20 protein-coding genes are annotated in these 23,694 nt (G+C 32.4%); 10 read left to right on the top strand and 10 right to left on the bottom strand.

Annotation, left to right across the window (positions count from 1 at the left end):
- Window positions 1-9 precede the first annotated feature (9 nt).
- Window positions 10-759: an MBL fold metallo-hydrolase gene (locus tag M4I21_RS02605; RefSeq protein ID WP_249557473.1), complete on the top strand. Its 750-nt coding sequence runs from the start codon at window positions 10-12 to the stop codon at window positions 757-759.
- 11 nt (window positions 760-770) lie between these two features.
- Window positions 771-1,283 (top strand): hydrolase, encoded by a 513-nt coding sequence (locus tag M4I21_RS02600; RefSeq protein WP_249557472.1) that lies wholly within the window; start codon window positions 771-773, stop codon window positions 1,281-1,283.
- Between the two features lie 80 nt (window positions 1,284-1,363).
- Here M4I21_RS02600 and M4I21_RS02595 read toward each other — a convergent pair whose 3' ends face one another.
- The 8 genes from M4I21_RS02595 to M4I21_RS02560 all read right to left on the bottom strand — a co-directional run bounded on the left by M4I21_RS02595 (window position 1,364) and on the right by M4I21_RS02560 (window position 8,406).
- Complete coding sequence (locus tag M4I21_RS02595; RefSeq protein WP_249557471.1) at window positions 1,364-2,023, bottom strand: alpha/beta hydrolase; 660 nt, start codon at window positions 2,021-2,023, stop codon at window positions 1,364-1,366.
- A gap of 1 nt (window position 2,024) precedes the next feature.
- Complete coding sequence (locus M4I21_RS02590) at window positions 2,025-2,348, bottom strand: hypothetical protein (protein WP_072302024.1); 324 nt, start codon at window positions 2,346-2,348, stop codon at window positions 2,025-2,027.
- An 85-nt stretch (window positions 2,349-2,433) separates the two neighbouring features.
- Window positions 2,434-2,856, bottom strand: coding sequence for a hypothetical protein (locus tag M4I21_RS02585; protein ID WP_249557470.1), 423 nt, complete (start codon window positions 2,854-2,856; stop codon window positions 2,434-2,436).
- A gap of 69 nt (window positions 2,857-2,925) precedes the next feature.
- Window positions 2,926-4,182 carry a dihydroorotase gene (locus M4I21_RS02580; RefSeq protein ID WP_249557469.1) on the bottom strand — a complete coding sequence of 419 codons (1,257 nt, stop codon included), beginning with the start codon at window positions 4,180-4,182 and terminating at the stop codon, window positions 2,926-2,928.
- A complete protein-coding gene (locus M4I21_RS02575) occupies window positions 4,179-6,101 on the bottom strand; it encodes a BatA domain-containing protein (protein ID WP_249557468.1) in 1,923 nt (640 codons plus the stop codon). Before M4I21_RS02575 ends, M4I21_RS02580 begins: the two co-directional genes overlap by 4 nt.
- A 53-nt stretch (window positions 6,102-6,154) precedes the next feature.
- Window positions 6,155-7,162 carry a glycosyltransferase family 2 protein gene (locus M4I21_RS02570; RefSeq protein ID WP_249557467.1) on the bottom strand — a complete coding sequence of 336 codons (1,008 nt, stop codon included), beginning with the start codon at window positions 7,160-7,162 and terminating at the stop codon, window positions 6,155-6,157.
- A gap of 4 nt (window positions 7,163-7,166) precedes the next feature.
- Window positions 7,167-7,853 (bottom strand): SGNH/GDSL hydrolase family protein, encoded by a 687-nt coding sequence (locus M4I21_RS02565; protein ID WP_249557466.1) that lies wholly within the window; start codon window positions 7,851-7,853, stop codon window positions 7,167-7,169.
- 109 nt (window positions 7,854-7,962) lie between these two features.
- Window positions 7,963-8,406 carry a putative endonuclease domain-containing protein gene (locus M4I21_RS02560; RefSeq protein ID WP_249557465.1) on the bottom strand — a complete coding sequence of 148 codons (444 nt, stop codon included), beginning with the start codon at window positions 8,404-8,406 and terminating at the stop codon, window positions 7,963-7,965.
- A gap of 552 nt (window positions 8,407-8,958) precedes the next feature.
- Between M4I21_RS02560 and ilvD the strand changes: the two genes are divergently transcribed.
- The 6 genes from ilvD (at window position 8,959) to M4I21_RS02530 (ending at window position 17,623) form a co-directional block, all read left to right on the top strand.
- Window positions 8,959-10,635 carry a dihydroxy-acid dehydratase gene (gene ilvD / locus M4I21_RS02555; RefSeq protein ID WP_249557464.1) on the top strand — a complete coding sequence of 559 codons (1,677 nt, stop codon included), beginning with the start codon at window positions 8,959-8,961 and terminating at the stop codon, window positions 10,633-10,635.
- 82 nt (window positions 10,636-10,717) lie between these two features.
- Window positions 10,718-12,451 carry a biosynthetic-type acetolactate synthase large subunit gene (ilvB, locus tag M4I21_RS02550; RefSeq protein ID WP_249557463.1) on the top strand — a complete coding sequence of 578 codons (1,734 nt, stop codon included), beginning with the start codon at window positions 10,718-10,720 and terminating at the stop codon, window positions 12,449-12,451.
- A gap of 58 nt (window positions 12,452-12,509) precedes the next feature.
- Entirely contained in the window at window positions 12,510-13,037 is a 528-nt protein-coding gene (gene ilvN / locus M4I21_RS02545) for an acetolactate synthase small subunit (RefSeq protein WP_249557462.1), read from the top strand.
- A gap of 46 nt (window positions 13,038-13,083) precedes the next feature.
- The gene (gene ilvC, locus M4I21_RS02540) at window positions 13,084-14,559 is read left to right on the top strand and encodes a ketol-acid reductoisomerase (RefSeq protein WP_249557461.1); all 1,476 of its coding nucleotides are present in this window, start codon (window positions 13,084-13,086) and stop codon (window positions 14,557-14,559) included.
- 70 nt (window positions 14,560-14,629) lie between these two features.
- Complete coding sequence (gene ilvA, locus M4I21_RS02535) at window positions 14,630-15,880, top strand: threonine ammonia-lyase IlvA (RefSeq protein ID WP_249557460.1); 1,251 nt, start codon at window positions 14,630-14,632, stop codon at window positions 15,878-15,880.
- Between the two features lie 156 nt (window positions 15,881-16,036).
- Window positions 16,037-17,623 carry an NADP-dependent glyceraldehyde-3-phosphate dehydrogenase gene (locus M4I21_RS02530; RefSeq protein WP_249557459.1) on the top strand — a complete coding sequence of 529 codons (1,587 nt, stop codon included), beginning with the start codon at window positions 16,037-16,039 and terminating at the stop codon, window positions 17,621-17,623.
- Window positions 17,624-17,659: 36 nt separating this feature from the next.
- Here the strand turns inward: M4I21_RS02530 and M4I21_RS02525 are convergent, their stop codons facing one another.
- Both M4I21_RS02525 and M4I21_RS02520 read right to left on the bottom strand, forming a co-directional pair.
- A complete protein-coding gene (locus M4I21_RS02525) occupies window positions 17,660-18,298 on the bottom strand; it encodes a hypothetical protein (RefSeq protein ID WP_249557458.1) in 639 nt (212 codons plus the stop codon).
- A 111-nt stretch (window positions 18,299-18,409) separates the two neighbouring features.
- The gene (locus M4I21_RS02520; protein ID WP_249557457.1) at window positions 18,410-20,566 is read right to left on the bottom strand and encodes a TonB-dependent receptor; all 2,157 of its coding nucleotides are present in this window, start codon (window positions 20,564-20,566) and stop codon (window positions 18,410-18,412) included.
- Between the two features lie 231 nt (window positions 20,567-20,797).
- Here M4I21_RS02520 and M4I21_RS02515 point away from each other — a divergent pair, with 231 nt between their 5' ends.
- On the top strand, window positions 20,798-21,988 hold the full coding sequence (locus M4I21_RS02515; RefSeq protein ID WP_249557456.1) for an MFS transporter: 1,191 nt from the start codon (window positions 20,798-20,800) through the stop codon (window positions 21,986-21,988).
- Window positions 21,989-22,057: 69 nt separating this feature from the next.
- The gene (locus tag M4I21_RS02510) at window positions 22,058-23,641 is read left to right on the top strand and encodes a TPM domain-containing protein (protein ID WP_249557455.1); all 1,584 of its coding nucleotides are present in this window, start codon (window positions 22,058-22,060) and stop codon (window positions 23,639-23,641) included.
- The last annotated feature ends 53 nt before the right edge of the window (window positions 23,642-23,694 follow it).

Below are 23,694 nucleotides of genomic sequence, written 5' to 3'. Positions count from 1 at the left end.
ATCACATTTTTGGGCACAGGTACATCTCAAGGAATACCAGTAATAGGTAGCAAACATCCTGTATGTCTAAGTAAAGACCCCAAAGACAAAAGACTTAGAGTATCTGTTCTACTTTCTTGGGATAATTATAACTACATAATAGATTGTGGACCAGATTTTAGGCAGCAGTTATTGCAAAACCCTATACCTAATTTAAGTGGTGTTTTATTTACACATGAACACTCTGACCATACCGCGGGTTTAGATGATATTAGACCCTTTTTCTTTAGACAAGGAGACATACCAGTATATGCAGACAAACAAGTAATAGCTGCTCTAAAAAGACGTTTTGCTTATATATTTGCTGATGAAAACAGATATCCAGGTGCGCCAGCTGTCACCATTAACGAAATTAAAGAGAACACACCTTTTAAATTAGGTAATAAAGTTGCAATACCTCTTAAAGTATTGCACAATAGATTAGAAGTTTTTGGCTTTAGAATTGATGATTTTGTGTACCTAACTGATGTTAAAAGTATTTCTAAAGAAGAGATAGCTAAGTTAACAGGTGTAAAAATATTAGTTGTTAATGCATTGCGTATAGAAGCACATCATTCTCATTTTAATTTAGAAGAGGCTTTAGATTTTATTAAAGAGGTACAACCAGAGACAGCTTATCTTACTCATATAAGTCATTTATTAGGTTTTCATGAAGAAGTAGAAAAAATATTGCCAAAAAATGTACATTTGGCCTACGATAATTTAACCATAAACATTTAGAATTATATATAATGAAAAAGTATTTATATCTGTACCTATTTATTTTTGCTGCGTTAATAGCACTTTACCAATTTGTAAGTGCAAATAATATGATTGAAGCGACCAATACTAAATTTGGAAAATTAAAGGCTAAGATTGAAAACCTTGAAGCGAGTAATACTAAGCTTGAAGATTCTTTACAAACAACAGCAATAAATATATTAGATCTAAAGTATTTTTTATTGGAAAATAATGATGACGCTTTATCTTATTTTGATCATTTAGATATAGACAAACCTGCTAGATATATTGCAGATAAATTAATAGAAACAAACGAAACTAAAGGAGATAACCCATTAGTGCCTTATGAAGGTATGGAAGGAGATTTTAAAATTAATAAAATTAAAGTCTTAAACCATAAGTGGATTTTAGCAGATTTTTCTGATGGAAAATATTGGGGAGAACTTCTTATAAAATATAACCTTAAAGACGATTTAGGTGTAGATTTTACAATGATGGATCATCTTTTATATAGAAGAGATTAAGTAATAGTCTATTTTAAGGCCAAAAGAAAAGCTCTGAATGTAAATTCAGGGCTTTTCTTTTATTTAGTAAATTGTTGTGTTTATATTTTGTTAGACAACCACTCTTTAAAAGAATAAAAGTTTTGTGGTGCTACTCCGTGACCAACAGGGTATTCTTCATACGTACAATTTATACCTAAACTTTTTAAGTATTCGGGTGTTTTTTGTGCCCAACTCACAGGTATTACCTGGTCTACACTACCGTGAGATGCATATATGTTTAATTTGCTTGGGTCTTTATCTGTTTTTAATTTATCAATTAAATTTTCGTTGATATAACCACTAAGAGCAATAACGTTTTTAATTTTTTCTGGATATGCTATAGCTGTTGTATAGCTTAAAATTGCACCCTGACTAAAACCTAATAATGTAACATTTTCTTTATCTAAATGATACGTACTACAAGCTTCATCAATAAATGCTAGTATTTTTTGGATAGATTCGGCAGCTTGCTCATCGTCACTCCATTTTCCTTTTTCTTCATCAAAATTAATAGCATACCAAGCATTGCCAGAAGGTTGCATAGGGTAGGGAGCACGTACAGAAATAATACATAACTCTTTTTGTAATTCTGTAGCAAAAGAGAAAAGGTCTTCTTCATTACTGCCATAACCGTGAAGCATAAATAAAACAGGGGTTTTATCTTGTTGTACAGTTGCTGGTTGTATAATGTGTTCTAAGGATAAAGGTGCAGTTGTCATACTAATTAATAAAGGTGAACCATTTTTGAGAAGCTTTTCCTATAAATGGAATTTCTTGTTTTTTGTTATTTAACATACCAATAAACCCATAGGTCCAAAGTACTATGTAAGATATATATAACCCCATAGAGGCATACATATTAAGCCATTGACTAATGAATAGCGCAAAACCTAAAAAAAACAAGTTTAGACCAAAGTTTTGTCTAATATGAAAACGAGCAAATTCATGCTTATCGTCCATATTCATCGTAATAGCAATTAAGGTACCAACACCAGTAAGGTAAGATACAATTGCAGTCGTTTTTCCTTTAGGATTTACACTCATTTTATTTTTTTGTGCAAGGTAAAAATTTTGCAAAAAAAAAGAGGTCTATTTAAGACCTCTTTTTAAATTTTATAAATGCTTATAATTACATAAAGAATAATACGCTAGAAATTATAGCCCAAATTCCTAAGATAATAGCAGCTAAACCTAATTTACCTTGTAGGGGTCTAAGTTTTGCAAGTAAAGCTTCTCCTTTTGCTTTGGCTTCTTCATTTTTAGATAGTAAATGTTTGTTTATCATTCCGTAACCTAAAATAAAACCTAAGGCAGCAGTAACAACGGCTACGGCAATATAAGTTATCCAGTAAATAGGATAAGTAGTTAACCAACCTATTCTAAAAATAGCTTGAACAATACTAATTACACCCCAAACACAAAATCCTAAGCCTATCCATCCTTGGTAAGGTGTAATCTTGTCTAAAAGTTCTTGTGCATTTGGTTTTTTTGATAGTAGTAACGATGGTGCTGCTAAAATACCTAATAGTATTAGCGTAATTCCAAAAATCATAGTTTTATTTATTAGTTGGTTAAAAAAGTTGACTAACGTTTAGCCATTAGTTTAACGCAGCTATATGTATTATAGTATATCTAATTTTGTGTTATTTATAATACCAAATACTTGTCCTTTTAACTTTTCTTGATAAAACATACAGTTTTTAGCTGTGCTTATGCTTGTTTGTTTTGTAACATAGTGCAGCGTATCATTATCAAACAATGTAAAACAAGCTGTATTTCCTTCTTTAATTTCAGGAGTTTGTAAACCGTATCTCTCTCTTCCTTTAACTAATAATTCTACAGCAGTTTCTGTATCAAAAATAGAATTTAGAATTCCAAAGGAAGATTCTAAACCCGTAGTACCATAAGCAGCATTATCAAACTCAATCTTTTTCTGTTCAATATCTAAAGGAGCATGATCTGTAGTTACAAAATCTATTGTTCCGTTTTTAACACCTTTTACAAGTGCAGTAACATCTTTTTTGGTTCTTAAAGGTGGTAATACTTTATAAACAGTATCAAAATCTTCTAATTTTTCATCAGTATATAATAGGTTGTGTAGAGCAACACTACAACTAACATCTAAGCCTTTCTTTTTAGCTTCTGCAATTAATTTTACTGCACCGGATGTAGAAATAGTTGGTATGTGTAGTTTACCTCCAGTATATTCTAAAATAAATAAGTCTCTTGCTATTTGTAATTCTTCGGCTAGAGAAGGTATACCTTTTAAACCTAAACCTGTAGATACAACACCTTCATTTACGATCCCTTTTCCTGCGATTTTAGTATCCATAGGAAAAGAATAAATTAAAGCATTAAAATTTTGAGCGTATTGTAATGCTATTTTTAAAAGGTTAGAGTTGCTTGTAGGTTTCTTATAATCTGAAAAACCCACAGCACCAGCATTTTTCATATCATACAACTCAGCTAAATCTACCGTCTCGCTGTTAACCGTTAATGCTCCAAGTGGGTATAAATTTGTTACTTGCTCTTTAGCTTTATCTTTAATAAATGCAATAGTAGAGCTAGTGTAAGGTATAGGGTTGGTGTTGGTGTTTAATATAATATCTGTAAATCCTCCTTTAGCAGCAGTTTTTAAGCCGTTTGCAATAGTTTCTCTTTCCTCAAAACCAGGTTCACCAAAAGAAACACTAGTATCTAACCAGCCTATAGAAACACAAAGATTCTTTTTAGATATAACTTTAGTTTCTTTTTCGGGAGTTATAGCGTCCGCTATTTTAGTTATAATACCATCTATTACTAAAATATCTTTTGTTTTAAGATGTATATCTTTGTTAGTGCTATTAAATATTTTGGCAGATTTTATTAATATATTCATTTAAGATATTTTTGAATAAGAACTTCTAAGACTAAGAAAAACAAAGCAAAAATAGCAAACCATTTCCAAAGCTCAGATACCTTTTGGTTATTTTCTAAATCTCTAAATAACTGACTTATGCTATTATTTTGTTTAAGCTTAGCAATAGAATTACTATTTATATACACAAGGTTACTCTCTTCTCTGTTGTAATTAAAACTAAGCGAACCTAATTTTAAATCTCCTTTTTTTATAGTGTAAATACCATCTTTATCAGGATTATTTGTAAAACTAAGTGTAGTCTTAGTTGTAAAAGATTGTTGTAGAGGAATAAACTCTTCACCGTTTTTATCAATTTTTAAAATAAGGTCATTGTCTAACGTAGTCGCAATATCCACTTTAGAAGATGTCCCTAGTATTGTATATAATTTAGGAATGCTAAAGCTATTATATCCCATATTATACAACGTAGGTACAATTAAAGGAGAACCTTTAAAGTTAGAATTTTCTTTTAGTAAGCTAGAGGTAAAAAAGTAGATACCATTAGCTCCAAGTAAAAACGGAGTATTATCCTGATAACTTAATAGGCTAGGGGCAGAGCTTTGTATTTTAAAATAGCTGTTTACAGTTGGATACTGAAAATTAGTTACTTTTTTTTGAAAAACATTTTGGTACAGGGGGTGAGAAAAATTAATACTTATAACTTTATTTTCTCGTTGAATAAGGCCTTTTATACTGGTTAAAAAGTAATTAGATAAAAGAGAATTATAACTGTTAATATTAATATCCTTAGACGGAATTACAACTAGGCTACCACCATTGTTTGTATATGAGAGTAAAGCATTTTTTAATGATTCTGGAATTGAATTAATTTCGTTTAGAACAATTAAATTTTGGTCGTTTATACTACTGTAATTTACCTGATTTAATGATGTGGTGTTGGTTACAAACTCATCTTCAGTAAAAATTCTGTTGATAAAACTATTATCTGCATTAGAGATTGTGAGGACTTTTATTTTTTCTCTTTTGTTGATGTTAAAAAAGAAGTTGTTATCGTATTTTAAACCAGCATCAACTAATTTAATTTCACCATTAATAGCACTATTTTTTGGTAGTGTAAAGTAGACTAAAGCTGACTTTGTACCATTAAAATTAGCAGAAGTTTTGGCTATTAAAGTATCGTTATTATATAATGCTACTGGGGTATTTTCTGCACTATTATTTGCAGATAATTTAGCGCTAAGTTCAATATTGGTTGCATCGGTTTTAGAAATATAAACACTATCTATACTGGTATTTGTAAAAGTATCTGGAGCTAACTTTACAAAATGTACATTAGTAGTTTTTAGTGTGTCTATAGTTGTATTTTTTGTTTTTTGCTGAAAATCTGACAGCACAATAATATCTTTTATACTACTATTAGAAGTGCTAAAAAGCGTGTTTGCCTTTAGTAAAACTTCATTTATGGTTAGTTGGTTGTTGCTATAGTCTAGAGAAAGTAAATTGTTTTGAATTTCTTTTAAGGCAACATTTTTAAATGTCTCTGTATTGGTAAATAGACTAAATTCTTTTTCTTTATCAGTATTTTTAATAAGCTCTTGCACTGCGGATTCTAAAAGACTAGTTCCGTTTTTTAAAGCTTGCATGCTAAAAGAGTTATCTATATAAATTACAGTTTCTCTTTTTCTAAAGGCGTCTTTTTTGGCAAAATAAGGTTGAGCAAAAGCAATTACAATAGCAGCAAACAATAAGAGTCTAGTGCATAAAAGAAGCAATTTTTTTAAGTTTCGTGCTTTTTTAGATTCAATTTTTACTTTTTGAAGCAATGCTACATTGGTAAAAGGAGTTTTTTTAAATCTACGGAGTTGAAAAAGATGAATAAATAGCGGAACCAATAGTAAAAATAAAGCCCAAAGAAGATCCGGATATTTAAACTGCATTCCTTAATTTAATTTTTCAAATATAAACAAATTGGCGCAAAGCAAATAGTACTTTAGCAAAAGAAAAAATAATCTTTTACAGTGTTAAGGTTTAAAGAATTAAGATATGTTTTTATGTTTACCTGTTCTTCTTGGTTAGCAACAGTAATAATTATTTGTGGGTTTATTTGTTTTGCAACAGAGGAGAAGTGATGTAATTTTTGATCGTAGATGTCTTTTCCTATTTTTTTATTGTTGTTGCATACCCAGGAAAACGGAATCTGTTTGGTTAGTAATTTCTTGGCTATTTCCTTTCCTTTTTTGCCCGCACCCCATACAATTATTGTATTACTTGTTTTGTACTCTAATTCTAAAAAATAATCTAACTTAATATCTAAGAAATAATTTTGAGCATAATGTTCACTCGTTCTAGAGGTTCTTGTAGAATAGTCACGCCATAAATGCAAGGTTAAATTACAAGGAATACATTTTAAATTATGTTTATAAAATCTAAAAGCTAAATCGTAATCTTCTGGGTATCTATTTGGATTAAAGCCATCTACTAAGTCAAAATCTGTTTTATGTACCATCCAACAAGGAGACGGTACAACGCATTCTTTGTATATCTCGGAATAGTTACTCCCGTCTATGGTTAGTTTGTTTAACCATTCTTCATACATTTTATAACCATCATTAACACCGTTTTCGGCAAAATATTTAACCTTACCAATTGCAATATGTTTTTGTCCGTTTTTTAGGAGTAAAGAAAGTAAAACTTCAATCTTGGTAGGAGTCATTATGTCATCAGAATCCATTCTGGTAATATAGCTTCCGTTTGCTAATTTGTAAGCAAGTTGTAAGGCGCTAATAATACCTTTACCTGTATTTAATTTTGTTCTTATTCTATTGTCTTTTTTAGCGTATGTATCCAGTATATCGGCGCTATTATCTGTAGAATGGTCATTTATAGCTATTATTTCCCAGTTTGTGTAGGTCTGTGAAATTATGGAAGAGATACACTCGTCTAAAAATTTTTCAACATTTTTAAACGGTATAAGAATACTAACTAAAGGGGTTTGCATTGTACTATTTGTTTAGCGCTTTGGCAATTGCCTCTTCTGCTAAAGGGGCCATAATCTGGTAGCCTAACTTATTTGGATGTACACCATCGCCAGAATGCATTTTTTGCAATCCGTTTTCTTTTGTCGCCATTGCAGAAAAGTAATCTAGATATATAAATTTTTTTTCTTTGGCGTATGTTTTTAGCATTGTATTTAATGCAGGTATTTTTGTATTAGGTTCTTTATTGGGAGCCCAAGGATAGTCAAATGCGGGGAGTGTAGAAGATATTACAACTTTAATATTATGTTGGCTCGCTAACTCAGCCATACTCTTAATATTATCGGCAATTTCATTTAAAGTGGTAGGGCCAGTGTTGCCAGCGATATCATTAGTACCAGCTAAAATAACCACTACTTTAGGGGTAAGACTTATTACATCTTGTCTAAAGCGCAATAACATTTGTGGTGTAGTTTGTCCACTTATACCACGGTTTATGTATGGTTTGTCTTTAAAGAAACTAGGCATAGCATTGCTCCAGCCTTCAGTGATAGAATTACCCATAAAAACGATTCGATTTTCGTTTTTGGCAGGTGTCTTTAATTGGGTATTAACTTCTTTGTATTTAGTTAAATTAGCCCAGTCTTGTGCTTGTGAGTTACGTGACATAAAAAAACAGAGAATTAAAGTACTATAAGCTATTACTTTTTTCATCTTTTAATTTTAGTTAAAGACCGAAGGTAATTAAAAATACACTAGTATTAAATTGAAGCGCAAGAAGTAGGCGTTCTTGTGCTTCAATTTAAAGACGTATTTGTGCTATTTATATTTTTTTAATATTCGCGTTTAACCCTTCAACTATACCAATTATGTTATTGATAGTCTCTGTAAAATGATGTTTAATTAAATCATTTGGTATGCGTATAGTTGTAAACCCATTTTTAAAAGAATGCATTGCTTCTTCTAAATCGTTTATAGCTTGTTCATGGGTTAGCATATTGTACTCCGTATCTATTTCTATATTAAGTTTTACTCTAGAAACGGCAATATCTATAGATTTTTTACCGTCCCACCATTCTAACATAGGGTTTAGATTTCTTTTCTTTAGGCCATAATATAATTGTATAGCCTCTTTAGGCGTATTGTTTTTTAAGATTAATCTGTTTAATCTCACTTGATGCTTAGCACATAATTCAACACCAAATGCATCTATGGCATTTTTGTGGTCAATATAGCTTAGCTCTTTCTTACATTCTAAACATATCATTAATAGTAGGTTTAATAAGGTTTGGGGTTATTATAACCGTACTTTTTTTAGTTTATTATTTTCGTTTCGATGAAATACACACAACTTGTAAACTTTTAGATGAAATACACTTTTTGGAGCTAATAATGCATTTTATTTTTTTTTCTAAAGAATAAATAGTGCTCATTTTAAAATATTATTTTAATATTGTTATCAGAATGAAAACAAACAGCATAATTAGTATCGTATTAGTCATTATTATCTCTCTCTGGGGGTGATACGGTCTTATATTGATTTTAAGAAAAGCCTGTGTCATACAAATTGACACAGGCTTTTTTTTTGTTTTAAACTTTACGTAAAGCTAAGATGTTAGGGGGAAATACTCTAAATAAAAATAGCTGAGTGTTATACAAATTAAGGTTTTATTCTATTGTTAATCAGTTTGTTATGTGAATATGTAGAAGGTTGAATTTATATTAAAAAACAATGTTAAAAAAATGAAGAAAGTGAAAGAATTATATTTGAATAGTAAATTATATTCAATAAAGTCAAAGAATTACAATATATAACCAAATGGAGTTAAATAAGTATAGTAAGAACGTAACACAAGATCCTACGCAACCAGCAGCACAAGCTATGTTGTATGGTATAGGTTTTAAAGATGAAGATTTTAGTAAACCAATTGTGGGTATTGCAAGTACAGGGTACGAGGGTAACCCATGTAATATGCACCTAAATGATTTGGCCAAAGACGTTAAGGAAGGTGTTAATTCTAATGAATCTGTTGGACTAATTTTTAATACAATTGGTGTTAGTGATGGTATTTCTATGGGAACTCCTGGTATGCGTTTTTCATTGCCTTCCAGAGATATTATTGCAGACTCTATGGAGACTGTTGTACAAGGTATGTCTTATGACGGTTTAGTTACTGTTGTTGGTTGTGATAAAAATATGCCTGGTGCGCTTATGGCTATGATTCGTTTAAATAGACCATCTATATTGGTTTATGGCGGTACCATTGCCTCGGGTTGTCATAATGATAGAAAACTAGATATTGTTTCTGCTTTTGAAGCTTGGGGAGAAAAGGTAGCTGGTACAATGGAAGAAGAAGAATTTGGTTGTATTATTAAAAAAGCAATTCCTGGTGCAGGCGCTTGCGGTGGTATGTATACTGCAAATACAATGGCTTCGGCTATAGAGGCTTTAGGTATGTCTTTGCCATATAACTCATCTAATCCAGCTACAGGTAAAGAAAAAAAACAAGAATGTATAGATGCAGGTAAACAAATGTATTACCTGCTAGAAAAAGATATTAAACCATTAGATATTGTTACAAGAAAATCGATAGAGAATGCAATTCGTTTGGTAACAATTATGGGTGGTTCTACAAATGCAGTATTGCACTTTTTAGCTATTGCTAGAGCAGCTGATATAGATTTTACACTTCAAGATTTTCAAAAAATTAGTGATACTACTCCTTTTATAGCAGATCTAAAACCTAGTGGTAAATATTTAATGGAAGACGTACACCGTATTGGTGGTATTCCGGCAGTATTAAAATACTTATTAGAAAATGGATTATTACACGGTGATTGTTTAACTGTTACCGGTAAAACATTAGCAGAAAACTTAAAAGATGTTCCTGGTTTTATAGAGGGGCAAGATGTTATTCGTCCTCTAGAAAACCCAATCAAGGCAACTGGACATTTGTGTATGTTGTATGGTAATTTGGCAGAAAATGGTTCTGTAGCAAAAATTACGGGTAAAGAAGGTTTATTATTTAAAGGTTCTGCAAGAGTTTTTAATAGCGAATACGATGCTAATGATGGTATAAGAGACGGAAAAGTTAAAAAAGGAGATGTAGTCGTCATTAGGTATGAAGGGCCTAAAGGTGGACCAGGAATGCCAGAAATGCTTAAACCAACGGCAGCTATTATGGGCGCTGGTTTAGGTAAAGAAGTAGCATTAATTACAGATGGTCGTTTTTCTGGTGGTACGCACGGTTTTGTTGTTGGTCATATTGCGCCAGAAGCTCAAGATGGTGGTACAATAGCACTTGTAAAAGATGGAGATATTATTACTATAGATGCAGAAACAAATGCAATTAATGTAGATGTAAGCGAAGAAGAACTTGCAAAACGTAAAGAATCTTGGGTGGCTCCAGAATTAAAATTTAAAAAAGGTGTGTTATACAAATACGCACGTTCTGTATCATCTGCAGCACAAGGTTGTGTAACGGATGAATTTTAACTAAAAACTTAAAAATTAGAAAAGTATTATTGATTGGTTTATAAAACATTACAATAGTACTTTTTACTTTAACTCTTTGAAGATGGAGACAGTAAAAGAAAAAAAGACAATATCAAAAACTAAAAAGGCCATAAAAATAAGTGGAGCAGAGGCAATTATTCATTGCTTACTAGCAGAAGGCGTAGATTTAATTTATGGCTATCCAGGTGGTGCCATTATGCCTGTATATGACGAATTATACAAGTTTCAAGATAAATTAACACATATTTTAACGCGTCACGAGCAAGGCGCAACGCACGCTGCACAGGGGTATGCAAGGGTTTCTGGCAAAGTAGGTGTTGCATTAGCAACTTCTGGTCCTGGAGCAACAAATTTAGTTACAGGATTGGCAGATGCCCAAATAGATTCTACACCAATGGTGTGTATTACAGGCCAGGTTCCTAGGCATTTATTAGGTACAGATGCTTTTCAAGAGACAGATATTGTTGGTATTTCTACACCAGTTACAAAATGGAACTACCAAATTACAAGAGCTGAAGAAATTCCAGAAATAGTAGCAAAGGCTTTTTACATTGCTAGATCTGGCAGACCTGGTCCTGTACTAGTAGATATTACTAAAGATGCACAGTTTGAAGAATTTGATTTTAGTTATGAAGCCTGTGTAGGTGTTCGTAGTTACAATCCATATCCAAAAATAGATACAGCAAAAGTAGAAGCTGCGGCAGCATTAATTAATTCAGCAAAAAAGCCACTAATTGTATTTGGTCAAGGTGTAATCTTAGGAGAGGCAGAAGCTCAGCTTAAAGCATTAATAGAGAAAGCAGGTATACCATCTGCTTGGACTATTTTAGGTGTAGCAGCACTAAATAGTGACCACCCTCTAAATGTTGGTATGGTTGGTATGCACGGTAATTATGCTCCAAATGTATTAACTAACCAGTGCGATGTTTTAATTGCCATAGGTATGCGTTTTGATGATCGTGTAACTGGTAATTTAGATAGCTACGCTAAACAGGCGAAAATTATTCATTTTGATATTGACCCTGCAGAAATTAATAAAAACGTACCTACAGATGTTGCCGTTTTAGGTAATGCTAAAGATAGTTTAGAGGCTTTACTTCCTTTTGTAAAAGAGAATGAGCATAAAGCTTGGCACACTGTTTTTAAAGAAATGTATCAGGTAGAGTTTGATACGGTTATAGAAAAAGATATTCGTCCAACTAAAGAAAAGCTTACAATGGGCGAAGTTATAGAGCAGGTTAATTTAGCTTCAAAAAATAGCGCTGTTATAGTTAGTGATGTTGGTCAGCACCAAATGATTGCTTGTAGATACGCAAAATTTAACCAGACAAAAAGTAATATTACATCTGGTGGTTTAGGAACTATGGGCTTTGCTTTACCAGCTGCTATTGGTGCCAAAATGGGAGCAATGGATAGGGAAGTAGTAGCTATTATTGGCGATGGTGGTTATCAAATGACAATACAGGAATTAGGTGTTATTTTTCAGCATAAAGTACCTGTAAAAATTATTGTATTAAATAATGATCATTTAGGAATGGTTCGTCAATGGCAAGAGCTATTTTTTGAAAAAAGATACGCATCTACTGTAATGGTAAATCCAGATTTTGTAAAAATAGCAGAAGGGTATCACATCAAATCTAAACGCGTTAGTGAACGTAGCGAGTTAAAATCTACTATAGAAGAGATGTTAGCATCTAAGGAAGCATATTTTTTAGAAGTTAAAGTAGAACAAGAGGATAACGTATTTCCTATGATTCCTTCTGGGGCATCAGTATCAGACGTTAGATTAAAATAAGTTTAATTAAAAAATTCCAATAAAGGCTTTAGTAGCATAAAATTGGGGCAATAAAAGAATGGAAAATAATTGGTATACCATATCGGTTTATTCTGAAAACAACGTAGGATTGTTAAACAGAATATCAGGCATATTTTTAAAAAGGCACATTAATATAGAGGCTTTAAATGTTTCTAAATCAGAAATTAACAGCGTTTCTAAGTTTACTATTGTTGTGCATACTACAGAGCAATGGGTTATAAACATTGTGGGTCAGATTGAAAAACAAATAGAGGTCATAAAGGCATTTTATCATAATGATGATGATATAATTTACCAAGAGTCCGCTTTGTTTAAAATTAAATCAGATTTATTGTTTGATGAACGAGAGATTCAGAACATAATAAAAGAGAACAACTCACAAATAGTAACTGTGGCACGAGACTTTTTTGTGATTTCTAAATCTGGAAGAAGAGACGAAATAAATAAAATGCATGAGCAACTAGAACCTTACGGAATAATGCAATTTGTACATTCAGGCAGAATTGCAGTAAGTAAAGCCGAAATGCGTATTAGTAGCTTATTAGAAGAATTTCAACATAATTAATTAATCATTCTCAGTATACCTATTGAGATAAAAAAGAGTACAGAAAATGTCAAATTATTTTAACACCTTATCACTAAGAGACAAATTAACTCAGTTGGGTAAATGTAGATTTATGGATACTATAGAATTCTCTGATGGAGTAACAGTATTAAAAGGAAAAAAAATAGTAATTATTGGCTGTGGAGCTCAAGGCCTAAATCAAGGTTTAAATATGAGAGATTCTGGTTTAGATATTTCTTATGCTTTACGTGATGCTGCTATACAAGAAAAAAGAGCGTCGTTTAAAAATGCTTCAGAAAACGGATTTACAGTAGGTAATTATAAAGAGTTGGTACCAACTGCGGATTTAGTAATTAATCTTACTCCAGACAAGCAACATACAAATGTGGTAAATACCGTAATGCCATTAATGAAAAATGGTGCTACATTATCTTATTCTCACGGTTTTAATATTGTTGAAGAAGGTACACAAGTACGTAAAGATTTAACTGTAATTATGGTGGCCCCAAAGTCTCCAGGTTCAGAGGTTCGTGAGGAGTATAAAAGAGGTTTTGGTGTACCAACACTTATTGCTGTTCACCCAGAAAACGATCCAGAAGGTAAAGGTTTGGCGCAAGCTAAAGCTTATGCTGCTGCTACAGGCGGACATAAAGCTGGTGTTTTAGAGTCTTCTTTTGTTGCCGAAGTAAAATCAGATTTAATGGGTGAGCAAACTATTTTATGTGGTTTGTTACAAACAGGTTCTATTCTTTGTTTTGATAAAATGGTAGCAGAAGGCGTAGATGCTGGTTATGCTTCTAAATTAATACAATACGGTTGGGAAACTGTTACAGAAGGTCTTAAATATGGTGGTATCACAAATATGATGGATCGTTTGTCTAATCCTGCTAAAATAAAAGCGTTTGAGTTAGCTGAAGAATTAAAAGATATTATGCGTCCATTATTTCAAAAACATATGGATGATATTATGGAAGGCGAATTTTCTAAAACAATGATGGAAGATTGGGCTAATGGTGATAAAAACTTATTAGATTGGCGTGCTGCTACTGGTGAAACTGCATTTGAAAAAACAGCAGCTGGTGATGTAGAAATTTCTGAACAAGAATTTTATGATAACGGTGTATTAATGATTGCTATGGTTAGAGCTGGTGTAGAACTTGCTTTTGAAGCTATGACGGAGTCTGGTATTATTGCAGAATCTGCCTACTACGAATCTTTACACGAAACGCCACTTATTGCCAATACAATTGCACGTAAAAAGTTATTTGAAATGAACAGGGTTATCTCTGATACTGCTGAATATGGTTGTTATTTATTTGATCATGCTTGTAAGCCTTTATTAAAAGACTTTATGGCTAAAGTAGATACTTCTATTATTGGCAAACCATATGCTGCGGGTGCAGGTAATGGTGTAGATAACGCTAAATTAATTGCTGTAAACAAAGCATTAAGAGAGCATCCGGTAGAAATTGTAGGAGCTAGATTAAGAGCGTCTATGACTGCAATGAAACCTATTGTGTAAACCCAACCAAACTATTCTATAGCCTGTCTGGTTTCTTAGAAATCAGACAGGTTTTTTTATTTTTATTAAAATGAGTTATTTCCCAAATATAGAAGACATACGTAAAGCAGCTACTACAATTAGTGCCGTTGCAGATATCACCCCATTACTAGAAAGTATTCGCTATTCTAAACTTTTTAATGCTACTATTTTATTAAAAAGAGAAGATTTACACCGTGTAAGATCTTATAAGATTAGAGGTGCTTTTAATAAAATTAATTCATTATCCGATTCAGAAAGAAAAAAAGGTGTTGTTTGCGCAAGTGCAGGCAATCATGCACAAGGAGTTGCTTTTGCGTGTAATCATTTAGGTATAAAAGGAACTATTTATATGCCTTCGGTTACGCCAAAACAAAAGGTAGAACAAACTGAAATGTTTGGTGGCGATTGGGTAACTATTGTTTTAGTAGGTGATACTTTTGACGATTCTTCTAAAGCAGCTATTCAATTTTGCGAGGAACATCAAAAAGTTTTTGTACATCCTTTTAACGATCCTAAAACTATTGAGGGACAGGCTACAGTTGGTTTAGAAGCCATTCATCAATCTAAAACAGAAATAGATTATATTTTTGTTGCTATTGGAGGAGGTGGTTTAGCTGCCGGTTTATGCGGTGTCTTTAAAGCTTTATCACCCAATACAAAAATAATAGGTGTAGAGCCTGCTGGTGCTCCTTCTATGAAAACGAGCATAGAAAACGGAGTTAATACAGAGCTAACACAAATAGACAAATTTGTAGATGGTGCTGCTGTACAACGTGTGGGAGATTTAACTTTTGAGATTTGTAAAGAGTATTTAGATGCTGTTATTACAGTACCAGAAGGCAAAGTGTGCCAAACTATTTTAGACTTGTACAACAGAGATGCTATTGTAGTAGAACCTGCCGGAGCGCTTACAATTGCTGCACTAGACCAGTATGTAAAACAAATAGAAGGTAAAAACGTAGTTTGTGTTGTTAGTGGTAGTAATAACGATATTACTAGAACGGCAGAAATTAAAGAACGGGCCCTTTTGTTCGCTAATTTAAAGCATTACTTTATTGTACGTTTTCCGCAGCGTCCTGGAGCTTTAAAAGAGTTTGTCGCAGAAATTTTAGGACCAACGGATGATATTACTCATTTTGAATACTCTAAAAAATCGAGCAAAGAAAATGCTCCTGCGGTTGTTGGTATAGAGTTAAAATATACTGAAGATTTAGAACCATTGATTACAAGAATGAAAGAGAATAACTTCTTTGGTGATTACTTAAATAATAAGCCAGACTTGTTTCAATACTTAGTATAAAAGACACATTTAGGTAATTTTTTATTAAAAAATGAAATTGAAAACGTTTTCGTTCCAAATGCCGAAAATTTAATCGATTATAACAGCAAGTTTAAACGTAAGATTTAGTAAATTCACTACTCAAGATACTAGAAATAGTCTTTAAATTGATAAAAAATGAGCACAACAACGATACCTGAAGAATATAAAATTACAGAACTAATAGAACAAAAAGAATACTTAGTTGGTGGCGATCTTAAAAAATGGGATGGCGTAACAACAGAAGTATTTTCTACAATATCATCTACAGAAGAATACAAGCCAACATTGTTAGGAAGTATTCCGGATATGGGAGAAGAAGAAGCATTAGACGCTTTAAATGCTGCTCTAAAGGCTTACGACCAAGGACAAGGTGCTTGGCCAACTATGCGTGTTAAAGAACGTATAGATTGTATGGAGAAGTTTGTAGACAAAATGGTTACCAAGCGAGATGAAGTTGTAAAACTTTTAATGTGGGAAATTGGTAAATCTCTTCCAGATTCTGAAAAAGAATTTGACCGTACAGTAATTTATATTAAAGATACAATTGAAGATTATAAGCAGTTAGATAGAGACGCTGCAAAGTTTCAGAAGAGTGATGGCGTTTATGCGCACATACGCAGAGGACCATTAGGAGTTGTTCTTTGTTTAGGGCCTTACAACTACCCATTAAACGAGACATTTGCATTGCTTATTCCTGCAATAATAATGGGAAACACAACAATTTTTAAACCTGCTAAACACGGTGTTTTACTAATTACACCATTGTTAGAGGCTTTTCAATCCTCATTCCCTAATGGTGTTGTAAATATTATTTTTGGTAGAGGTAGAGCAGTGGCTAGCCCTATTATGAAAACGGGTAAAGTAGATGTACTTGCTTTAATTGGTAACAGTAAATCTGCAAATGCTTTACAAGACCAACACCCAAAAAGTAACAGATTGCGTTTGGTTTTAGGTCTAGAGGCTAAAAATCCTGCAATTATTTTACCAGATGCCGATTTAGATTTAACCATAGACGAATGTATTGCTGGGACCTTATCTTTTAACGGTCAGCGTTGTACAGCACTTAAAGTTGTATACGTACACGAGAGTATTGCAGAAGAATTTAACAAGCGTTTTGCAAAACGAGTAGATGAACTTAAGTTTGGTAACCCTTGGGAAAACGGAGCAAAACTTACGCCATTACCAGAACCAAGTAAGCCTGCCTACATTCAAGAACTTATAGATGATGCTACAGCAAAAGGAGCATCAATACTAAATACAAAAGGCGGAGAAACTACAGACAACTATATTTGGCCTGCAGTTTTATACCCTGTTACTAAAGATATGCGCGTGTACCAAGAAGAGCAATTTGGACCAGTAGTACCAATTGTTCCTTTTAGTAATATAGAAGAACCTTTAGATGATATGGCTGCGTCTAATTACGGACAACAAGTAAGTTTATTTGGTAAAGATGTATATACTTTAGCTCCGTTAATAGATACGTTGGTAAATTTGGTTTGTAGAGTAAACTTAAACAGTTCTTGCCAAAGAGGACCAGACGTTTACCCATTTACAGGTCGTAAAGATTCTGCACAAGCAACATTAAGTGTACATGATGCTTTACGTTCTTTCTCTGTACGTACGTTTGTAGCGTCTAAAGATAATGATATTAATAACGAAATTATGGAGCAATTGTTAGAAACTAGATTGTCTAATTTTATTAGCACAGATTATATTTTATAACGCTATAGTTTTAGAGCTATATAATAATCCTCTCAATTAATTTTGAGAGGATTTTTTTTCACACTTTTCTAATATTTCATTAGCTCTGCCTAAACCACTATACGGGTAAAATTTAATAGTTTGTTCTTCTTTTTTAAATAATTCTATAGCTTTTTTTACATCTTTACAAAACGGTTCTAGTGGTTGTCCAAAGAACTTTGCTGCTCCCATATCCCATTCTGCTTTACCTAAAACTACCCTTGGATTATTTGGCACAATTGCTAATGCTTTGTTATAAATAGCCACGTTTTTACCAGATAATATCATTCCGTATTTTTGTCCGTCAAAAGCAATATATGCTGTGTTTAATAATGCATAAGACATTAGTATTTCTGGGTTGTTTTTAGATAGTGTGTCAGCAATATCTAAAAAAGATTTGGCTTTGTTTAATTTGGCAGTTAATACAGTTTCATCTTTTATCTCAAAAGCACTAATAATTTCTACTGTAGCAGCATAGTATGGTGGCAACCAATTGTCTTTTTCTACGTTAGAAATACGCTCAAACATTTGAATTGCTTTTGTACTCTCGTTGCTTTTCCATAGTTCAAAAGCTTTGGTCATTCCTTTTTCATATGGTGTTTGTGCACTTATTGTTGCAACACATACAAAGGCTAATAATAGGGCAATCTTTTTCATTTTGTTAAATTTTATGTTGCTGTTAATTGTTTCATCAAATATCATAACCTTAGGTTGGTTGTGCATTTTTAAGTTACTGAGTTGTAGTTTTTAATTTCTGAATTGTTGATTTTATAAATTATCTAATTGATTGTCTTTTTTAGTTTCACTTATAGTCCAAAAGAAACCAACAAAGAAAAAGCGGTCTGCAGCAGGTCTAATAGTTCTGCTTTCAAAAACACCATTGGTATTTGCTTGGTTTTTAAATTGATATCCATTAACGTTTTGTGTTCCAAATACATTACTGACAGAGAAATACAATATTTTTTGTTGACTAATTAAATATGCCCAATTCGCATTTACAGCATTGTAGTTTTTTGCTTTGCTGCTTAAAAAATCATTTTTATTTGGATCTGTGTAATTACGCCCAGATGCAAAATTGTAACTTAAGCCAACCTGACTTTTTAAATTGGTTATGAAATGTTTTATAACTAATGAAGCGTTGTGTTGTGATGCAAAACTTGGTGTAGCTTTAGTGGGGTAGTTTTTATAGTCTCGTTCTGTATCTAAATAGGAGTAAGACACCCAGTATTCTGTGTTTTTTATGCTTTTATTATCTCGCCAAAACAAATCTAAACCCTTTGCGAAACCAGAACCACTATTGCTATAATTTGAAGTTTGTAAGGGTTGTTCTGTGTTATATTTTACAAGGTGATTATAATCTTTATAGTAAGCCTCTGCTCTAAATATTTGCTTGTTTTTTACATATTGATAATTAGCAATTAAATGTGATGTGTTCTCTGCTGAAAAATCGGTATTAAATTTTAAATAATCGTTTTTAGGGTTTTGGTAAAACTGTCCGTATGCTAAGGAAACTTGAGAATTAGCTCCAGATTTGTATGCAACTGATACTCTAGGCGATACTGTAAAATCGTTAAATAAACTAGCATATTCACCACGCAAGCCAATGTTTGCAGCAAGTTTTTTAGAGAAAAAGATGTTTGCCTCAACAAAAGAAGCAGCTATATTAGTGTTAAAATCAAAGTTGTAGTTTTCATTGGTATCCGTAATGTAATCTTCTTTAAAATTGGTCATAAAGTATTCAGAACCAAAATTTAAACGAAACCTACTGCTGTAAAACTTGCTTAGTTTCACTTTAAAATGAGCAGCGCTTTCTGTGTCTTTTACGTTATTAGATACGATATCAATATCAGAATAATCATTAGCAAAAGAGACACCAGTTTGTACACTCCAATCGTTAGGTAAAAAATCTTTATATGAAGCATTAAAATATAAGTTTCTATTTTTCATACCAAAACGTGTGCCTTCTTCGGTATTAATATCTTCTTGTGTTACATCAAAAGTCACAGCGCTAAAAGCACCGTAGAGTTTAAGTAAGCCATTATCATTTATTTTATGTCTATAAACAGCTTCTCCGCCTAGAGATTGTACAGGTTTATGCCACTCATTACTATCTGGATAAAGTTCTTGATAAGGTTTTAAATTTATATAAGAAGCATTTATACTTAAAGAGTTATTCTTCCATTTTTGAGTATTACCTACTCCTAAGCCAACTGTCATTAAAGAAATATCAGTTTTGTTTTCTTCAGGTTCGTCTATACTATTTAGTAATAAAACGCTAGATAATGCTTGTCCATATTCTGCAGAATATCCGCCAGTTGAAAATGTTATTCCTTTAAATAAAAAAGGAGATAATCTACCACGTGTGGGTATATTATTTGCAGTAGGTGAGTAAGGTGTAAAAACACGCATACCGTCTACAAAAATCTGTGTTTCCTCAGCATCTCCACCCCGAACAAATAAACGACCATCTTCTGCAACATTAGATGTTCCGGGTAGTGTTTGTAAGGCACCAATAAAATCGCCCATTGCACCAGCTGTAGTAACAATATCCAAAGGTTTTAGCGCAGTAACTTTGGCATTTTCTCCTGCTTTAAAAGAACCAGCATTTACAGTAACAGCGTCTAAGGTATTTACATCATCTCTAAGTTTTATTTGTAAATTACTTAGGTTTTTAACTATGGTAGTCGTATAAAAAGTTTCAAAAGAAATAAAAGATACTATTAATGTTTGTTGTCCTTTTTCTTCAGTTGTAAAAGAGAATTTTCCATTTTTTGCTGTGGCTGTACCGTCATAAGTACCATCTAAATAAACGTTGGCTCCGGCAATAGGGACTCCTTTACTATCTGTTACTTTTCCGTAAATTGTGGTTTGTGCGGTTAGTGATAACTGGATTATTACAAGTACTAAAAAAAAGAACTGTTTCATTTTAATAAGGTTTATTGTTTTCTGATTGATGCAACAAAAATGAAGTACATTATACCAAACCAAGAATAATAAATACCGAATTGTCATAATTGTGAGACCAACTGTTTTTTTATTTAATAATTAACATAAATGTGTTAATGCTATACACAAGTTTCAATAGTATTCTAGTTACCTTTGTCGGCTTGTTTATGGTTGAATTGTAGTCTAATTTATTCAGAAAGAAGTAGAAAAATGAACGGTAAAAAAATGAATAATAAAGCATTAATTGCTTTAGCTATTGGAGGTTTTGGTATTGGAATGACCGAGTTTGTTATTATGGGTATTTTACCAGATGTAGCAACGGCATTACAAATAACTATACCACAAGCAGGTCATTTTATAGCAGCATACGCTTTAGGAGTTGTAGTTGGTGCTCCAATATTATCTACAATTGGTAGCAAGTGGCCATCTCATAAAATGTTATTGGCTTTAATGCTTTGGTTTACTGTTTTTAATACACTTTCTGCTTTTTCGGAGAGTTACTCTAGTTTATTAATTTTTAGATTTTTATCAGGTCTTCCTCACGGTGCTTTTTTTGGTATTGGAGCTGTAGTTGCTGGTAAATTAGCAACGCCAGGTAAAGAACCACAAGCAATGGCAATAATGTTTGCAGGACTTACTGTAGCCAATGTTATAGGTGTACCTATAGGTACGTATTTTGGGCATCATTTTAGCTGGAATGTAGCTTTTATGTTGGTGGGTATTGTTGGTATTATGGCTATGCTAAGTGTTTACTTTTGGATGCCAAAATTACCTCCATCATCATCAGAAAATGTAAAGAAAGATTTTCAGATTTTTAAACGATTAGAGCTTTGGGTCCTTATTTTGTTAACTACAGTGGGTACAGGTGGTTTTTTTGCTTGGTATAGTTACATAGCTCCATTAATTACAGACGTATCTAAATACCCTGAATATATGATCGGTTATGCTATGATTTTAGCAGGATTAGGAATGGTTGCAGGTAATTTTTTAGGAGCAAAATTAACAGAGAGGTTATCGCCAATGAGGGCTGTAATTACAAGTTTAGGTTTAATGGCTTTAGCTTTAATAATTAATGCTTCGTTTGCGGCTAACCCCGTTTTAGTTTTAGTTTTAACTTTTGTAATTGGTGCAATATCTTTTAGTGTGCTTACACCATTACAAATGGCAATTATAAATGCATCTAAGGGTGCAGAAATGTTGGGTTCTTCTATGAACCAAAGTGCTTTTAATTTGGGTAATGCATCCGGAGCTTATTTAGCTGGTTTGCCTATAGCAATGGGGTATAGCGTTATCTCTTCTAGCTATGTTGGTGCTATTTTAGCAGGTACAGGTGCTTTAATTGCTGTGGCTATTGTTTTAAGTAGAAGAAGACAAAAGAAAGCAAATAACTCCAATCACTAATTAGTCGGGTCATATTATCTTGCCAAGCTTGTTTTTTATTTCTAGTTTAGTTTGATATAAAACTAACCAATGAATTTTAAACAATACGGCTATCTATTTCTTTTACTTTTTATACTACAATCTTGTACGAATAAAAAACCAGAAGAGATTGACATTTCTGAAACGGAAATTGAAGTATCCTATCTTGAAGATGATGCTTTTGAAGATGTTATTTTTGTAGCACCAATAGTTGAGGAAGATTCAATTGATATAGCTGAAGAAGAAGACATAGATCAAGATCTAGATATTCCAGAAACTGTAATCGCAGTAACAGAACCAGAACCAGAATCTGAACCAGGACCTGAAAATAAATCTTACAACCCAGTAGAATATCCAGTTTTTAAAGCTCCAAGCTATTCTAATAGAGAAATAGAATATTACTCTATATTAGAAATTCCTAAACCTAGAGGAAAAGGTGTTTTAGGGTATGTTTCTGATCCAGATGGTTATATCTCTGCCATATATGAAGAGGAAATAAATAAAGTGTTGTTTGAGCTAGAAGTACATACCTCTGCAGAAGTTATTGTTGTTATTGTTAAAAGTATAGGAGATGAGATTCCCAAAACTTTTGCAACTAAACTTTTTAATGAATGGGGAATTGGTAAAGCAGATAAAGACAATGGGTTATTAATTTTAACCGTAATGGACCAACGTAGAACGGAGTTTGAAACTGGGTATGGTTTAGAGGCTATATTAACCGATAATATTTGCTACAGAATTGGTACAGATGAAATTGTTCCATTTTTTAAAGAAGGTGAATATGGCGAAGGCCTTTTAAAAGCTGCAGACAGGGTAAAAGAATTTGTAGAAAACCCAGATACTATAGATTATATATATTCTAACGATGTTACTTATGAAGTAAACGATGGTGGTTCATGGATATTATCATTTTTAGATAGTTTGCAGTATATAAGTTTTCCGTTTGTTTTTGTTATCCTTTACATAATAATTTTAATTTTTCTCTCAATTTACTATTCATTTAAAATAGAATCTATAGATAAATCTAAAGAAGATTATTATGATAAATACAATAGTCTAAAAAAAATTGATATAGGTTGTTTTGCCTTCCTATTTCCTTTTCCGTTATGGGGAATGAGTACTACGATAAAGACAAGATTAAAACAATATAGATACGATCCAAGATTTAGTAAAGTAAATGGTAAACCACTAATTTTGTTGAGTTCTAAAAATGAAAGAAACTTTTTAAAAGAAGGTGAAATTATTGAAGAAAATATACACTCTGTAGATTATGATGTTTGGGCAACAGATGATAAAAGTGATATTTTAATATTAAAGTATGATGGTAATTCTAGTAGAAAATACTCAAAATGTAACCAATGTAACTATAAGACTAAAGGAAAAACAAGGTCTAATGTTAGAATAAGACCAAATTACGATAGGGAAGGAGAACGTATAGACTTTTACGAATGTAAAAACTGTAATGATAAAACATCTGAGGTTGTTGTAGTAGCTAAATTGGTAAGAGAAAGCTCTAGATCTTCTAGTAGCTCTAGCTCTTCAGGTAGTAGTTTTTCTTCTTCATCTTCCTCTTCATCATCTTCAAGCTTTGGTGGTGGTAGATCTGGTGGTGGTGGTAGCGGAGTTAGCTGGTAATACATATAAAAAAAGCCTCTAAAACTAAATTCAGAGGCTTTAAACTAGTATAT

This window comes from Cellulophaga sp. 20_2_10, from assembly GCF_023476645.1.
Taxonomy (GTDB): Bacteria; Bacteroidota; Bacteroidia; order Flavobacteriales; family Flavobacteriaceae; genus Cellulophaga.
The sequence above is the reverse complement of the archived record's forward strand: the minus strand, read 5'-3'. Positions and strand labels throughout refer to the sequence as shown.

Excerpts from the sequence above, each read along its gene's own strand:
- ilvN (WP_249557462.1), top strand. The coding sequence starts at position 12,510 with ATGGAAAATAATTGGTATACCATATCGGTTTATTCTGAAAACAACGTA.
- M4I21_RS02595 (WP_249557471.1), bottom strand. The coding sequence starts at position 2,023 with ATGACAACTGCACCTTTATCCTTAGAACACATTATACAACCAGCAACT.
- ilvB (WP_249557463.1), top strand. The coding sequence starts at position 10,718 with ATGGAGACAGTAAAAGAAAAAAAGACAATATCAAAAACTAAAAAGGCC.
- M4I21_RS02575 (WP_249557468.1), bottom strand. The coding sequence starts at position 6,101 with ATGCAGTTTAAATATCCGGATCTTCTTTGGGCTTTATTTTTACTATTG.
- M4I21_RS02600 (WP_249557472.1), top strand. The coding sequence starts at position 771 with ATGAAAAAGTATTTATATCTGTACCTATTTATTTTTGCTGCGTTAATA.
- M4I21_RS02520 (WP_249557457.1), bottom strand. The coding sequence starts at position 20,566 with ATGAAACAGTTCTTTTTTTTAGTACTTGTAATAATCCAGTTATCACTA.
- M4I21_RS02565 (WP_249557466.1), bottom strand. The coding sequence starts at position 7,853 with ATGAAAAAAGTAATAGCTTATAGTACTTTAATTCTCTGTTTTTTTATG.
- M4I21_RS02530 (WP_249557459.1), top strand. The coding sequence starts at position 16,037 with ATGAGCACAACAACGATACCTGAAGAATATAAAATTACAGAACTAATA.
- ilvC (WP_249557461.1), top strand. The coding sequence starts at position 13,084 with ATGTCAAATTATTTTAACACCTTATCACTAAGAGACAAATTAACTCAG.
- ilvA (WP_249557460.1), top strand. The coding sequence starts at position 14,630 with ATGAGTTATTTCCCAAATATAGAAGACATACGTAAAGCAGCTACTACA.
- M4I21_RS02515 (WP_249557456.1), top strand. The coding sequence starts at position 20,798 with ATGAACGGTAAAAAAATGAATAATAAAGCATTAATTGCTTTAGCTATT.
- M4I21_RS02560 (WP_249557465.1), bottom strand. The coding sequence starts at position 8,406 with ATGATATGTTTAGAATGTAAGAAAGAGCTAAGCTATATTGACCACAAA.
- M4I21_RS02570 (WP_249557467.1), bottom strand. The coding sequence starts at position 7,162 with ATGCAAACCCCTTTAGTTAGTATTCTTATACCGTTTAAAAATGTTGAA.
- M4I21_RS02580 (WP_249557469.1), bottom strand. The coding sequence starts at position 4,182 with ATGAATATATTAATAAAATCTGCCAAAATATTTAATAGCACTAACAAA.
- M4I21_RS02525 (WP_249557458.1), bottom strand. The coding sequence starts at position 18,298 with ATGAAAAAGATTGCCCTATTATTAGCCTTTGTATGTGTTGCAACAATA.
- M4I21_RS02585 (WP_249557470.1), bottom strand. The coding sequence starts at position 2,856 with ATGATTTTTGGAATTACGCTAATACTATTAGGTATTTTAGCAGCACCA.
- ilvD (WP_249557464.1), top strand. The coding sequence starts at position 8,959 with ATGGAGTTAAATAAGTATAGTAAGAACGTAACACAAGATCCTACGCAA.
- M4I21_RS02590 (WP_072302024.1), bottom strand. The coding sequence starts at position 2,348 with ATGAGTGTAAATCCTAAAGGAAAAACGACTGCAATTGTATCTTACCTT.
- M4I21_RS02510 (WP_249557455.1), top strand. The coding sequence starts at position 22,058 with ATGAATTTTAAACAATACGGCTATCTATTTCTTTTACTTTTTATACTA.